This is a genomic window from Streptomyces sp. NPDC046805, from assembly GCF_040645355.1.
Classification (GTDB): domain Bacteria; phylum Actinomycetota; class Actinomycetes; order Streptomycetales; family Streptomycetaceae; genus Streptomyces.
Window position 1 is genome coordinate 1 of sequence record NZ_JBEYYC010000063.1, and the last position, 14,233, is coordinate 14,233.

Sequence of the window (14,233 nt, forward strand, 5' to 3'; positions counted from 1 at the left end):
GATCAGCTAGAACAGCACGTGCAGCCAGAACGGCAAGCGCAGCAAGAACGGCCGGAACAGCCAGAGCGGCTGGATCGGCCGCCCCCAGCAACGCAAGAGGTGGACTGAGTGAAGAAGTGGATCGCCGCGGCCAAGGCCGAACTCGACATCGACCTTGATGTGGATGTCGCCGAACTGCTCGACATGACCAAGGTGGTGGCGCACGAAGTGGCGCGTCCCGCCGCTCCGTTGACCTCCTTCCTGGTCGGCTACGCCGCCGCGCAGGCGGGCGGCGGACCGGAGGCGGTCGCCGAGGCCAGCCGCAAGGTGACGGCTCTGGCCGAGCGCTGGGCGGCCGAGCGAGGGGACGAACCGGAGTCCTCCTGAGCGACGACGCGACGCCCGTGGCGGCACCGGCTGTGCGGTGCCGTCATGGGCGTCCTCTGCTGGTACGGCGACTCCGCGCCGCCGCGAGAGCCCGCGCCGCACCTGGGCAAAACACCCTTGTGCTGAAACGGGATCGCTACTGTGGGGGCCCATGAGCACCAGGCTGCCGCGGTCCGCGGTTCCCCGACTCGCAGGCTCGGTCGTCCTCGGAGCGGTGGCCGGCGCGATCGTCGGCGCACTGCAGGGCGCGCAGCTCGGTGTCTTCGTCGGCATCGCCGCGGCGGAGACCCTGTTCGTCCTGGCAGGCTGGGTCGTGTTGTGGCCCATGGACTCCGCCGCCACCCGTCACAACGCGAGGCGCGAGGACTTCCGGCCCCTCACCGATGAACTCGTCGTCGTCGCGGCCGCCGTGTGCGGACTCATCGGCATCGTGACGCTGCTCCTGCTCGGCAAGTCAGGTATCGGCCACGTCGCGGCGGCCGTCTCGGTCGTAGGCGTCTTCATGGCCTGGGCGTCACTGCACCTGATGTACGCCACCCGCTACGCCTTCCTGTACTACTCGGAGGCCGCGCCCGGGATCGACTTCAACTCCGACATCCCGCCCGCGTACCGGGACTTCTTCTACTTCAGCTACGACCTCGGCATGACCTACCAGGTCTCCGACACCGCGGTCTCCAGCCCGACGATCCGCTCCGTGGTGCTGCGGCACAGCCTCCTCTCGTACCTCTTCGGGACGAGCATCCTGGCGACCACCATCAACCTCGTCACCGGCATCGTCACGGGCTGAGCCGACCGCCGCCGCCCTTGTTAGCGTCCCGGTCATGAACGACAGCGTGTACGTGGGCAACGCGGGCGAGGACGCCGTACTGGACCGGGGCTGGCTGCTCGGGCACTTCAAGGAGGCCGGCGACGCTCGCCACAGTGACGCGGTGGAGGTCAAGTGGGGCGTCCACCCGCGCGGTGACGTACGAGGGCAATGGGTGCGGGGTGAGCAACGCACGGCGCTGCTGGTGCTCATCAGCGGCCGATTCCGCGTCGAGCTTCCCGGCCGCAGCGTGCTGCTCCGGCGCCAGGGGGACTACGTCGTGTGGGGCCGGGGCGTGGACCACTCCTGGGTCGCGGAGGAGGAGTCGGTGGTGCTGACCGTGCGCTGGCCGTCCGTTCCCGGCTACGCGCTGCAGCAGGAGCAGCAGGAGCAGCAGGAGGACCCGGCGTCGGAAAGCACGGTGCCGCAGAGCCCGGCGTCGGTCAGCGCGACGCCGGGCTGACCGAGGCGGCGGGCAGCGGCTCGCCGGTGCGCGGCATCGGCACGGAGCAGGGGCGCAGTCGGCCTGGAACCCCGGTCTCGATGTCGGCGACCAACTGCCGCAGCGCGGCGGAGCCGTGCGGCGCGGGCAGCCCGTCGTCCAGGGTGGCCAGGGCACGCCGGGCGCGGCGCCAGGCGCGGCCCGTGTGCCCGCGCCGGTAGTCGACCAGGGCCAGGGCGTGGCGGGCGAGGACGGTCGCCCAGAGGTCGTCGCGCACGCCGGGATGAGCGGCCAGGGCGCGGTGGGCGCTGCGCCATGCGGCCGCCGGGGCGAAGCCGGCCTGGGTCACGGCCAGAGCGGCCCGGCTGACGGCCGGTGAGGGTCCGCCGGGGGCGTACGCGGGGATGACGTCGGCGGCTTCCCGGAAGTGCGCGGCGGCGCCCTCGGCATCCTGCAGGCGCAGCGCCAGCAGGCCCTGAACGTGGGCGATACGGCCCACGGTGGCGTCGTCACCGGCCGAGACCGCGGCCGGCCAGGCCCGGCCCAGCAGGGTACGGGCCGTCCGCGGATCGCTGCCCACGGTCAGCCAGGCGGCCAACCACAGCGCACGCACCATCACGGGGCCGTCGTCGTCGCACAGGGGGAGCAGCCGCGTGAGATGGGCCCGGCCCTCCTCGGCCCTGCCGTACACCGCCCACCAGAACCACAGGTTGACCACCGTTTCCAGGGCCGCCTCGGCGTGATCGGTCCGGATCAGGGCGTACTGGACCATCGCCGTGAGATCGGCTTGTTCGTCCTGGACGATGTGTACGGCCTGGCGCTGGTCCCCGGTGCTCCAGAGGTTCTCGGCCACCTCGGCGACGCCGCGGCAGTGCAGCACGCGCCGCTCGGCGGCCACCGGGAACTCGCCCGCCTCCCTGAGCCGTTCGGCGCCGAACTCCCGTGCCGCCCGCGTCATCCGGTAACGGGGCTGCCGTACGCCGCCCGGATCGTTCACCGGCTCCAGCACTCCGACGGCCGCCAGCTGGGCAAGGTACGCGGGCACCCGGTGCGGTTTCACGCCGCCGCCGGCGCACAGATACGTCGCCGTCGTCTCGGCGAAGGAGCCCTCGAAGATGCTGGCCCGTCCCCACACCGTGCGCAGCCCCCGCTCGCACAGCACATAGCTGGCGCCGACCGCCTCCCGCAGCGACCGGTGGCGCCGTACGGCCGGGTGCGGGCTCGACAGCCAGCACTGGTGGCGCTCCAGCAGTTCCGCGAGTTCGCCGACCGAGTGACGGGTCGTCTGCGCGGCGGCCAGCTCGATGGCGAGGGGAACGCCCTCCAGCAGCCGGCACACCTCCTGCGCCGCCTCCGGTTCGACCTCCTCGGTGCCGGGTTCGCCCGCCATGGCGCGGGCCCGGGCGAGGAACAGCTCCACGGCCGGCGCCGGACCGTCGTGGTCGTCCGGCGCCTCCACGCACAGGGGTGCGAGCCGCAGCACGTGCTCGTCGCCCAGGCCGAGGACGCGGCGCGAGGTCACCAGCACATGCAGGGCCGGCATGGCCATCAGCAACTGCTGCACCAGGTGCAGGCATTCCGCGTGCCCTGGGTCCACGTCGTCCAGGAACAGCAGGACGCGCTGGGCACACGGGGCGTGCGGGCCGCGGAGCGCGCGCGTGACGTCCCGCGCGTCCGGGCGCGGTCGCTTTCCGGTGAGGGCCTGGAGGACCGTCGCGCTCAGGGTGCCCGGCCCGGCCGGACCCGTGCCCTGCCAGCGCACCCGCACGATCCGGCGCTGGGCCTCGTCCGTCACGCGGGCCGCGACGGCGGCGGCCAGGCGGCTCTTCCCGACGCCGACCGGACCGGTCACCGTCACCAGCCGGTGCGCGGTCAGCATCCGGCGCAGGTCCGCCATCTCGCGCCCGCGCCCAACCAGTTCGTCGGGCACGCGGCCACCGGACGCGGTACGAATGCCGGAGCCGCCGACGTAAGTCCACACTGTCGCATCTCCCCGTACGTGATCGTCTCGAGTGCCGGACGACACAGCGGCGGGAGTCGGCGCTCTTCCAGTGCAGAACCGTCACTGCTGTGGCGTCACGGCAACCAACGCGCCACGCGTGCGCCGGGTAGCGCTGTCGCGGCGGGACCACACGCGGTGCTGAATGCTCAAACGTCCGTACGACTCATGCGTCCGTGTGACGCGCGCCTACCGCAGACGACGGCGTACGAGAAGGTCGAGCTGCCGGTAGGCGCGCTGCTGCGCGGCCGCGAGTTCGGCGGGGTCGATCCCCACCGACTGCAGCTCCCCGGCCGCAGCCTCCTCGGCCTCCCGCAACTCCACCACCGCGGCCGCGAGCTGCGCCTCGACGGCGGGGGAGGAGCCCGTCTCGTCGGCCAGGACGCGTTCCGCGCGGTAGGAGGCCTCGGCGCACGCGGACAGCGCGCGTTGCACGCGTACCGCCGCATGGCGGTGGAACACCAGCAGGGCGCAGGCCAGGCCGATGACGATGCCGACGATGCTGCCGACCATCCGGTCGTAGACGAGCGTCTTCGCCGGGGCCGGGGCGGACACGTCGCTCAGCAGCAGCGCCAGCGGGGTGAGGAAGACGACGCCCAGGCCGTAGTTCCGGGCGACGACGTATTCCATCAGGAACTCGAACAGCACGATCAGGCAGATGACGGCCACCGGGGCGGGGTGAGCCGCCAGCACGCCGATCGTGATCAGCAGGCCGGCCGCCGTGCCCAGGGTGCGCTGGATGGAACGCAGCACGGTCGCACGGACGTTGACGGAGTGCAGCACGGCGGCGGCGGAGAGCGCCGCCCAGTAACCGTGTCCGAAGCTCATGAAGGCGGCCACCCCGCCCGCGATCCCGGTGCCCAGGGTCATGCGGAGCGCGGGGACGACCAGCGCCCCGATGCCGCGCCGGCCGCCGAAGCCGTCCGCCGTCGCTCCCGCGCCGGCCGCCGGGGCGGTCGTCTCGACCGCCTCGACGGGTACGGCGGGAGGGAAGGCCTCCGGGGGCAGCGGAGGAAGCCGCCGGTACCGGACGGTGACGAGGCGGGCGTGCCGCCTCAGGCGGCGGGCCGTGGCGGTGTCGGGGGGCTGCGGGCGTACGGAGCGGATCAGCAGGGACCAGGCCAGGTCGGCCAGCGGCACACACCACTCCTGCTGCTCGATGTGGTGCCGGGCGGTGGCCGACGGTGTCAGGCCGAGGGACCGATAGGCCTGGAGCACGGAGCCGGTCGCCCGGTCCCGCAGCTGACCGCTGTCGCGCCTGCCGCCGCCCTGTTCGAGGAGCGCGGCGATGTCGCGCAGGGCCAGCGCGACCGCGAGCCGCTGCGGACGGTCCGGCTGCAGCGGCCACGCCGCCAGCGCCAGCACCCAGGCCGTGAACGCGCCCACCGCCGCCCATGCCGTCTGGATGAGGACGTCGCTGGGATGCGACGCGGAGCCGTTGGCCGCCACGGCGAAGGAGAAGAGCATCAGCACGGCGCCGAGCCCGGTCAGCTGTGTCGCGTCGCAGATGAACTTGGACAGCCCGGCCACCACCGCCATCGCCGCGATCACCGCGATCGCACCGGACACCTCGGTGTGCGGGTCGGTCAGCGCGGCGAGAGTCGAACCGAGGCCGACACAGGCGGTCATGGCCAGCGCGACCACGGCGAGGACACTCGCACGGCGCCGGTAGGGCAGGTTGCGCCCGAACGTGGTGGTGAAGGCGCCCAGCATGGGGAAGACGGCGAGTTCGGTGTGCCCGGTGAGCGCCAGCGGCAAGGCCGGCAGGGCCATGGCCAGCGCCGCGCGCAGAGCGAACGGGAACGCTCCGTCTACCTTGTGCAGGGTGAGCGCACCGCGCGGGGAGAGTACGCGCTTCACCTCTGCCACTGAAATTCGCAAGCCGGTCCTGGTCAGAATGGGAATCGGAATGGGAAAAAAAGGGGGCGTTGCTTTTGGGCGGGCCATCCGCGCCGAAGTCTAGTCCTTATCGAAGCACCCCTCGGTGAACCCGATTTTCGCAGATGTGCCGCGCGTTGCACGAACGGTGGAAGCCCAGTGGCCCGGCTCCACTCGCCCGCCCAAGCTGAAGGGGACCGGACCCGTTCGGAGGCGACCGACGGCGCGTCCGGGACCGACCCGATGGCAGAGGCAGGAGTTCCCCATGGCGAGTGACCCGACGCGACGCAACACCGGCTCCGTTCCCGCACGCCAGGCGTGGTGGACGGTGCACGACCCGGATGTGGAACTCCAGCATCTGTGGGGCGAGGTCAGCCGGTTGTTCGAGCGTGCGTCGGTGGAGCCGGCGGAAGTCCCCCGGAGCTGGATGCCGGTCGCGGAAGAGGAGGACAGGGGAGACGCCTACGTCGTACGCGCCGAACTTCCCGGAATCCCGCGCGAGCGCGTCGCGGTGGAACTGGACGGCAAAGAGCTGCACATCTCCGGGTCCGTGGACGAAAGCGGTGAAGGCGGTGCGCTGAGCCGCCGAAAGGGCTCCTTCTCGTACGGAATTCGGGTGCCCGGAGACGTCAACACCGAGGGAATCAAGGCCAATCTGCGCGACGGGGTGCTGACGGTGATCCTGCCCAAGTCCGGCGAGCCGGCCCGGCGCGCGATCGAGATCGGCGTCACGGACAACTGACGCGGTACCGGACGCGGGCACCCGGCACGGGCGCCTGACGCGGAACTCCCGGCCACTGCCGGATCCGTGAGCCCGGCCTCGCGCCCAGCCCTCGCCCTAGCTCTCCTCGGATCTGCGTGAGGGGTCGTCCAGCAGGCCGCTGCGCCGCAACAGCGCGTACCCCGCGCCGATTCCGATGGCCAGCGGCCAGTCGAGAACGCCGAAGACCCCCAACGCCCCGAGCCCGATGTACATGGGCAGACCGCCCTTGGCGGGCAGGAGGTGCGAGGACCCGTCCTCCGACGGCGCGGCCGACTGCTTCGGTTCGCGGCGTGAGCGTGCCGCCGGTGCGCTCTTGGTGGTCTTCCTGGGGCCGGACGATCGCTTCGTACTCGAGCTCGAACTCGACGATGCACTCCGGGTGGTCGTCTTCCGGGCTTTCGCGGGCACGAGGGCCTCCTTTCCGTGACGTGCACGGGGGTCGCCCTCGTGGCGCACGAGGACGTGTGGCCTGTAGACCCATCTTATAGCGTCTTGTGTTCATACGTCCGTTACGTCCATGGGAGTCGGGCCGATGCACGGAGTTGACCGGAGGGCAGTGGTGTGAGGCCGGCCGCGATCGTTCCCCAGCTCGTCGGCCTGGTCTCGGCACCGGTGGGCACGGCCCAGGCGGCCGCGCGAGACGGAGCCGGCCTCGTCACGCGGCTCGGCCGAGCCGCCCGGGCGGTGCTGTCGGACCTCTCCTCCGATCTCGCCGAGGCCGCTGCCGCACTCGCGGACGGCGGCGCCGGACGACAGCGCCGGCGGGTGTGGGCCGGACCGGGACGCGCGCACATCGAGGTCCGCGGACTCGCCGGACCCGACAAGACACCGAGCGGCGACCTGTCGGCGGCGGTGGTGCGTGACCTGTCCGCGAGGGAGGGCGTGTCCTGGGTGAAGGTCAACGCCGCATGGGGGCACGTGGTCGTCGCGTTCGACGAGGGGCTCGTCGCCGTGGACGAGCTGCTGCGTACGGTGGAGGAGACGGAACGGCAGCACGGCACCGGCACGGACCCGCTGCCCCGCGCCCTGTCCACGCTGCCCTTCGAGGAGGAACCGGCGGCATGGGCGAAGGCGTCCCTGGCCGCGGACTGCGCGGGCATCGCGCTGGTGGCGAGCCGGCTGCTTCGGCCGCTCGCCGCCCTGCCCGTGCCCGTCGTCCTCGTGGAGAGCCAGCCCCGGTTGCGGCGCGTGCTGGAGGACCGCATGGGCAAGCAGCGCACCGACCTCGTGCTCAGCATGGCCGGTGCACTCGCCCACTCCCTGGCGCAGGGGGTGGCGCCCCTCGCCCTCGACGCGGTGCAGCGCACGCTGCAACTGGGCGAGATCCGCGAGCGGTTGGAGGTGTGGCGGCAGCGCGAGGAAGAGCTGGTCGACGAGGGACGCGGGCTGGCCGAACAGCGCGCCCGGCTCCTGCCGCGGCCCGTACCCCTGCCGGACGGCCCGGTGGAGACGTATGCCGCCCGCACCTCCTCGGCGGCGGTGGCCGCCTCCGTCGGAATGGCGGGCTGGACCCGCGACATGACCGGCGCCGCGCGTGCCTTCCTCGCCACCCCGCCCAAGGCGGCCCGCATGGGACGCGAGGCCTTCTGTGCCCGGCTGGGGCGCGATCTGGCCCGGTCCGGCGTCGTCTCCATGGACGACACGGCCCTGCGCAGGCTGGACCGGGTGACGACCGTCCTCGTCGACGCCCCCGCCCTGCTCACCCAGCGGCCCCGCCTGCTCTCCGTACACGTCGGGGGCGAAGCGGACTCCGGCGAGGTGTGGCGAGCGGCGCACGACGTCCTCGCGGACCACGTTCCGGAAGACCTGCTCGGTCCCGGACCCTGGACCGGCGAAGGCTGGCGGCTGCAGCGCACCCCAGGGGACACGAGCACCCGGCCGGACGACCCGTCAGGCCTGAACCTCGACGTGTACGACCCGTACGGCACCCACCTGGGCCGGGTGCTGGTCAGCTGCGACCTGGACCCGCTCGCCCACGCAGTCGTGGAGGCCGCCGGTTCCACCGACACCCGGCTGCACCTCACCGACCACGTCGCCGTCGCCGAGCTCCTGCCCTGGGCCAGCCGGGTCCTGCCGACCGGCGAGGAACCCCTGGCCGACACGGTGCGCGCACTGCAGCGTGCGGGCGAGGTCGTCCTGCTGGTATCCCGCACCGACTCCGAGGCCCTGGCGCACGCCGACGTGGGCGTCGCGGTGCCGCCGGCCAGCGGAACCGGCACCGCCCACTGGTTCGCCGACCTGGTCTGCGGCCCACATCTCGGGGCGCTCTGGCGCATCCTCGACGCCACCCACACCGCCCGCATCGTCAGCACCAGGTCCGCGCATCTCGCCCTGGGCGGCTCCGCGCTCGGCGCGCTGGTCGCGGCCGTCGGAGCCCGCAGATCACCGCGTACCGTGTCCCTCTCTCCTGTGTACGGAGCCGCCTTCATGGCCCAGTGGTCCGGTGTCAGCGCCGCCCGCCGACTGGCCCAGCGGCCGCTGCCGCCGGAACGCCTGCACGTCGCCTGGCACGCCCTGGACACCCGGCAGACCCTGCACCGGCTGCGGAGCCTCGGCGCGTTCGACGCGGCACCCCCGGCACCCCGCCCCGCCGACCCCGCCGAACACCTCCCTGACGGCACCGGCCGACGGGCCGTGGACGAGGTGCGGCGCGTCGCCGACCGCACCGGGCTGACGTCCGCGGTGCGCGTCGGGGCCGAGCTGGTGAGCGCCGTCCGCGACGATCTGCGCGACCCCCTCACGCCCGTGCTCGGCTTCGGAGCCGTCGCGTCCGCCGTCGTCGGCTCCCGTATCGACTCGGCCCTCGTCTGCTCGGTGATGGCCGGAAACGCGGTGCTCAGCGGCGCGCAGCGGATGAGGGCCGACCGGTCCCTGCGCGGGCTGCTGTTCGCCGAGCAGCCGACGGCCCAGCGTCTTGACCCGTACACGGTGCGCTCGACCCACCTGCACCGGCCCACGACGCTGGACACCGTGGAGCGCGAGACCATCACCGCCGACGCCCTCCGCGTGGGCGACGTCATCGCCGTCGGCCCGTCCACCGTCGTACCGGCCGACGCGCGATTGCTGTCCTGCATCGCCCTCGAAGTGGACGAGGCCTCCCTGACCGGCGAATCCGTACCGATCACCAAGGACATCGACGCGACACCGGGCGCGTCCCTCGCCGAACGCACCTGCATGCTCTACCAGGGCTGCACGGTCGTCGCGGGCAGCGGCTACGCCGTCGTCGTCGCCACCGGCGCCCAGACCGAGGCCGGACGGGCCGCCGAACTCGCCAAGTCCGCCTCCGCGCCCGCCGGCCTCGAACGGCACCTCGCCGACCTCACCCGGATCGCGCTGCCCGCGGCGGGCGTCGGCGGCGGACTCGTCTCCGCCCTCGGACTTCTGCGCGGCCTGCCCGTGCGCGAGGCCCTCGCCTCCGGAGTGGCCGTCGCGGTCGCCGCCGTGCCCGAGGGCCTGCCGCTCGTCGCGACAGTCGCCCAGACCGCGGCCGCACGCCGCCTGTCCCGCAAGGGCATCCTCGCCAAGTCCGCGCGTTCCCTGGAGGCGTTGGGCCGCGTCGACGTCATCTGCTACGACAAGACAGGCACGTTGACCGAAGGACGGCTGTCGGTGGCCCGCATCGCCACGCTCGACCACATGGTCGCGCCCCGCAGCCCGGCCGGCCGGCACACGCTGCGCGTCGCGGCACGCGCGTGCCCCGGAGTCCCGGCCGAGGGCGACGTACGCCACGTCCATGCCACCGACCAGGCCGTGCTCGACGCCGCCGCGGACCACGCCCCCGACGACTCCTGGCAGACGCTCCAGGAACTCCCCTTCGAAACCGGCCGGGGCTACTCCGCGTCCGTCGGCGTCGTGTCGGACAAGGTCTTCCTGGCCGTCAAAGGCGCGCCCGAGAAGGTGATCGACCGCTGCACCCACGTCCTCGGCACCGCCGACGACGCCCACGCCGAGGGACCACGCCCCCTCGACGCCGAACGGGTCCGTGAGGTGCACCGGCTCGTGGACCGCCTCGCCGGGGAGGGCCTGCGGGTCCTGGCCGTGGCGGAGTCCTCGATGGACGAGCCGCCCCACGAGGAGGCCGGCATTCCCCAACTCGTCGACAAACTCACCCTGTTGGGCTTCCTCGCCATCGCCGACACCCCACGCGACACCGCCGAGCAGACCGTTCGGCGCCTGACCGAGGCCGGTATCCGGGTCACCATGGTGACCGGCGACCACCCCCAGACCGCGGTCGCCATCGCCCGCGGCCTCGGCTTCCCGGACGCCGAGGCCGTCGTCACCGGCGCGGAACTCGACGCCCTGCCCGAACCCCTGCGTGCGCACAGAGTCGGGCAGGGCACCGTCTTCGCCCGCGTCTCACCGGAACAGAAAGCCCGCATCATCCAGGACCTCCAGCGGACCGGACACGTCGTCGCCATGACCGGGGACGGCATCAACGACGCCGCCGCCATCCGGCTCGCGGACGTGGGAGTCGCCGTCTCCGCGCACGGATCGGCGTCCGCGCGGGCCGCCGCCGACATCATCCTCACCGACCCCGACCCGCTGCAGATCGTCAGCGCCTTCCTGGAGGGACGCACGCTGTGGCGGAGCGTCCGCGACGCGATCGGCATCCTGGTCGGCGGCAACGCGGGAGAGGTCGCCTTCACCGTGCTCGGCACCGCCGTGTCCGGCCGCGCGCCCCTCAGCACGCGCCAGCTGCTGCTGGTCAACATGCTCACCGACATGCTGCCCGCGCTCGCCGTGGCCGCCGCTCCCCTCGGCTCGCCCGAGGACCTCGTGCAGTACAAACCCTCGCACTCCCTGCGGGGAAGCGGCCTCGCCCGCACGCTCGCCGTGCGCGGGCTGACGACGACGCTCGGGGCCGCAGCGGCCTGGCAGGTGGGACGCATGACCGGCCGCGCGCGGCGCGCGAACACCATGGGCCTGGTCTCGCTCGTCACGACGCAACTCGGCCAGACCTTCGTCACCAACTGGCGCAGCCCGCTGGTCGTCGCCACGTGCGCCGTCTCCGTCGCCGTCCTGGTCACCGTCGTACAGACGCCCGGTGTCAGCCAGTTCTTCGGCTGTACGCCGCTGGGTCCCGTCGGGTGGGTCACCACGACGACCTGCTCCACCGCCGCGACGGTCGCCTCCGTCCTCGCTCCCCGGCTGCGGTCCCTGAACCCGGGTACGCCGACTCCGGACACATCGCATCCGGAGACGCCGCCCGAGGCCGCCGAACCGCCGGGCGCGGCCGGGACCCCGGTCGTAGACTGAGCGGAACCGGACGTCGGACGGGAGGCCGCCGGGATGCGAGCCGCGAAGGGCGATTGGCTGCTGATGCCCGGCAGCACCGGATCGGACCACAGAATCGCACGGGTCGAAGAAGTGCTGGGCCGCGGAGACGAGCCGCTGTACCGCGTCGCCTTCGAGAACGGCCGCGAGGCGATCGTGGCACCCGGCCCCCACGCCCAAGTGCGCAGCAAGAAGCCCGGCTCGGAGTCGATCCGCGCCGATTCGACGTACCTGTGACGGCGGGCGCGTGAAGGTAGGGCGCGGGTGACGGAGCGTCACCCGCGCTTCATGCGGGGCGCGTTCAGCAGGCGCCGACCCATTCCTCGGTGCCGTCGGTGAAGAACTGGTGCTTCCAGACCGGCACTTCGTGCTTGAGGGTGTCGATCAGTTGACGGCAGGCGGCGAAGGCCTCGCCGCGGTGAGGGCACGAGACGGCCACGATCACCGCGGTGTCGCCGATCTCCAGGCGGCCGGTGCGGTGGACGGCGGCCAGCGCGCGGACGGGGAAGTCGGCGACGACCTTCTCGGCGACCCGGCGCAGCTCGGCCTCGGCGGTCGGGTGGGCGCTGTACTCCAGGCACGTCACCGGCTTACCGCCGTCGTGGTTGCGCACGGTGCCGACGAAGAGCGTGGTGCCGCCCGCGGTGTCGTCACCGACCGCGGCGTACACCTCGTCCAGGGACAGCGGGGTGTCACGCAGTTCGAGGAGCCGAATCGGGCTGGGGCTGTCGAGGTTCTCGGGAGTTCCGGAGGCCTCGGGGGTGTTCAGCATGAATTCCTGTCCAGGGGGAGAAGTCCGGTGAGAAGTCCAGGGCGAAAAGAGAGGCAAGGGGGAAGGCGAGGGGGCCTACGTGGTTCCACGCCTGCGCGGGGAGCGGAAGGTGCCGGCTCAGCCGCCCGCGAAGGGAGGCAGGACCTCCACCGTGCCGCCCTCGGGCAGCGCGACCGCCGTGTGGTCGCGGCCCCCGACCGGGTGGCCGTCCACGAGGAACGAGCACGTCGCGAGCACCCGCGCGAAGCGCGGCCGGTCCGCGTGCCGAGTCCGGGCCTGCTCCAGGGCCTCCGCGAGGGTGGCCGCCCGGTAGGGCTCCTCCGCCGTACCGGCCTCCGCCTTGGCGGCTGCCCAGTAACGGATGGTGCCGACGGAAGCCGTCGCTGCCTCCATGGCCGTATCTCCTTTTCCTCTATGTCGTCTACGCGATGGTTATAGGCCTGTCAGGCCCCTGTTCGGTAATGGTCTGTTACTGGCCCGGAATCTCCAGGACCTCCGCGGCCGTCCCCTTGGGCACGCCGCCCGCGGGGACCACCGCGAGCCCGTCGGCGAGCGCCAGCCCGCGCAGCATCGCCGGGCCGTCGAAGGGGAGCGGTACGACCTCCTCGTCCGCGAGGAGCACCGGCAGCAGCCGGGTGTCGCGCGGGTGGCCGGGCAGCGGCGCGGCGGCGGGCAGCCGGCGCGGCCGCGGGTCCGGGTGGCCGCCGAGGCGGCGCAGCAGCGGCCTGGCCAGGGTCACCGTGCCCGCCACCGCGGCGAGCGGGTTGCCCGGCAGGCCGACCAGGCGCCGGGACCGTCCGTCGGCGGCGGGCGGCAGCTCGGCCAGCAGCATCGGATGACCGGGGCGTACGGCGACGGAATCGACCAGCAGCCGGGCGCCCGCCTCGGCGAGGGCGTCGTGCAGGAAGTCCACCGGACCGGCGGCTGTACTGCCGGTCGTGACCACGACATCCGCGGGCGAGTGGAGCACGGCCTCGCGCAGCGGCCCGAAGTCGTCGGCCACCCTGCGGCGGGCCGTCACCTCCGCGCCGCAGCTCTCCAGCCACGGCGGCAGCAGCGGGCCGAGCGCGTCGCGGACGCGGCCGTCGCCCGGCAGGCCGGACTCCAGCAACTCGTCGCCGAGGACCAGCAGTTCCACGGTCGGGCGGCGGTGCACCACCAACTGGTCGTACCCGGCCGCCGCGGCCAGGCCGAGCACGGCCGGGGTGACGGCCGTACCGGCCGCGAGCAGCGGCTCGCCCGAGCGGCACTCCTCGCCCCGCGGCCGGATGTCGCGGCCCGCGGTCACCGGCTGCGGCCCGCTGTCGCGCAGCAGCCCGTCGGCCGTGAGCTCGCCGTGCTCGCGGCGCAGCACGGCGATCGCGCCGGGCGGCACCCGGGCGCCGGTGGCGATGAGTACGGCGGCGCCGTCGGCCAGCGGCTCGGGGCGGCCGCCGGCCAGTACCCCACTGCCCTGGACCTGCCACGGTCCCGGCCCGGCCACGGCCCAGCCGTCCATGGCGGACGTGTCGAACGACGGCAGGTCGGTGAGCGCGGCCAGGGGTTCGGCGAGGACATGACCGAGGGCCTCGGAGAGGTCACGGGTGACGGCGGGCAGCGGCCGCGCGGCGTCGGCCGCCGTCGACCGGGCCTGCCCCCAGGTCGTGGCGGGCCGCGCCCGGCCCTTTCCGGCCCGGGGCGCGTGCGGCGCCGTGCCGGCTGGTGTGCTGATGGGTGCCTTGGTCATCTGGTCCTCGAAAACTGTCGTGGCGCTGCGCCTCGGGTCGGCGGACCGGCCGCCGCCGGTCTGCCGACCCCGCACGAGTGGCTGCGGGGCCGCTGTCCTGCCACTCGTGCTCCGCCTCGCGGCGGAGTTCTGGCCCCCGGCCGTCCCGCCGTGCCGGATTCCCGTGGGGACTTCCGGTGTACGGGCCGGGGTGGCCGGAGGGTTGGTT

At 73.4% G+C, this 14,233-nt stretch carries 12 protein-coding genes; 6 read left to right on the forward strand and 6 right to left on the reverse strand.

Annotation, left to right across the window (positions count from 1 at the left end):
• The first annotated feature begins 108 nt into the window (after window positions 1–108).
• The 3 genes from ABZ910_RS35445 (at window position 109) to ABZ910_RS35455 (ending at window position 1,634) form a co-directional block, all read left to right on the forward strand.
• Entirely contained in the window at window positions 109–366 is a 258-nt protein-coding gene (locus ABZ910_RS35445; protein WP_361373411.1) for a DUF6457 domain-containing protein, read from the forward strand.
• Window positions 367–517: 151 nt separating this feature from the next.
• Window positions 518–1,153, forward strand: coding sequence for a DUF1345 domain-containing protein (locus tag ABZ910_RS35450; RefSeq protein ID WP_361373413.1), 636 nt, complete (start codon window positions 518–520; stop codon window positions 1,151–1,153).
• Window positions 1,154–1,187: 34 nt separating this feature from the next.
• Window positions 1,188–1,634 carry a signal peptidase I gene (locus ABZ910_RS35455; protein WP_361373415.1) on the forward strand — a complete coding sequence of 149 codons (447 nt, stop codon included), beginning with the start codon at window positions 1,188–1,190 and terminating at the stop codon, window positions 1,632–1,634.
• Here ABZ910_RS35455 and ABZ910_RS35460 read toward each other — a convergent pair.
• Complete coding sequence (locus tag ABZ910_RS35460; protein WP_361373417.1) at window positions 1,615–3,594, reverse strand: AAA family ATPase; 1,980 nt, start codon at window positions 3,592–3,594, stop codon at window positions 1,615–1,617. The two genes, ABZ910_RS35455 and ABZ910_RS35460, sit on opposite strands and share 20 nt — an antisense overlap.
• Before the next feature lie 207 nt (window positions 3,595–3,801).
• The gene (locus ABZ910_RS35465; protein WP_361373419.1) at window positions 3,802–5,472 is read right to left on the reverse strand and encodes an FUSC family protein; all 1,671 of its coding nucleotides are present in this window, start codon (window positions 5,470–5,472) and stop codon (window positions 3,802–3,804) included.
• A gap of 283 nt (window positions 5,473–5,755) precedes the next feature.
• Here ABZ910_RS35465 and ABZ910_RS35470 point away from each other — a divergent pair, with 283 nt between their 5' ends.
• Window positions 5,756–6,232, forward strand: a complete 477-nt coding sequence (locus ABZ910_RS35470) for an Hsp20/alpha crystallin family protein (RefSeq protein WP_361373421.1) — start codon at window positions 5,756–5,758, stop codon at window positions 6,230–6,232.
• Window positions 6,233–6,328: 96 nt separating this feature from the next.
• Here the strand turns inward: ABZ910_RS35470 and ABZ910_RS35475 are convergent, their stop codons facing one another.
• Window positions 6,329–6,661, reverse strand: a complete 333-nt coding sequence (locus ABZ910_RS35475; RefSeq protein ID WP_361373423.1) for a hypothetical protein — start codon at window positions 6,659–6,661, stop codon at window positions 6,329–6,331.
• 153 nt (window positions 6,662–6,814) lie between these two features.
• On the opposite strand from ABZ910_RS35475, the gene ABZ910_RS35480 reads away from it, so the two are divergent.
• Both ABZ910_RS35480 and ABZ910_RS35485 read left to right on the forward strand, forming a co-directional pair.
• Entirely contained in the window at window positions 6,815–11,509 is a 4,695-nt protein-coding gene (locus tag ABZ910_RS35480) for a cation-translocating P-type ATPase (RefSeq protein WP_361373425.1), read from the forward strand.
• Window positions 11,510–11,542: 33 nt separating this feature from the next.
• The gene (locus tag ABZ910_RS35485; protein WP_361373427.1) at window positions 11,543–11,764 is read left to right on the forward strand and encodes a DUF1918 domain-containing protein; all 222 of its coding nucleotides are present in this window, start codon (window positions 11,543–11,545) and stop codon (window positions 11,762–11,764) included.
• A 64-nt stretch (window positions 11,765–11,828) separates the two neighbouring features.
• Here ABZ910_RS35485 and ABZ910_RS35490 read toward each other — a convergent pair whose 3' ends face one another.
• From ABZ910_RS35490 to ABZ910_RS35500, 3 genes are all read right to left on the reverse strand, one after another.
• A complete protein-coding gene (locus ABZ910_RS35490; RefSeq protein WP_361373429.1) occupies window positions 11,829–12,299 on the reverse strand; it encodes a molybdenum cofactor biosynthesis protein MoaE in 471 nt (156 codons plus the stop codon).
• A 117-nt stretch (window positions 12,300–12,416) separates the two neighbouring features.
• Complete coding sequence (locus tag ABZ910_RS35495) at window positions 12,417–12,692, reverse strand: MoaD/ThiS family protein (RefSeq protein WP_361373431.1); 276 nt, start codon at window positions 12,690–12,692, stop codon at window positions 12,417–12,419.
• 76 nt (window positions 12,693–12,768) lie between these two features.
• Entirely contained in the window at window positions 12,769–14,025 is a 1,257-nt protein-coding gene (locus tag ABZ910_RS35500; RefSeq protein ID WP_361373433.1) for a molybdopterin molybdotransferase MoeA, read from the reverse strand.
• Window positions 14,026–14,233: the final 208 nt, after the last annotated feature.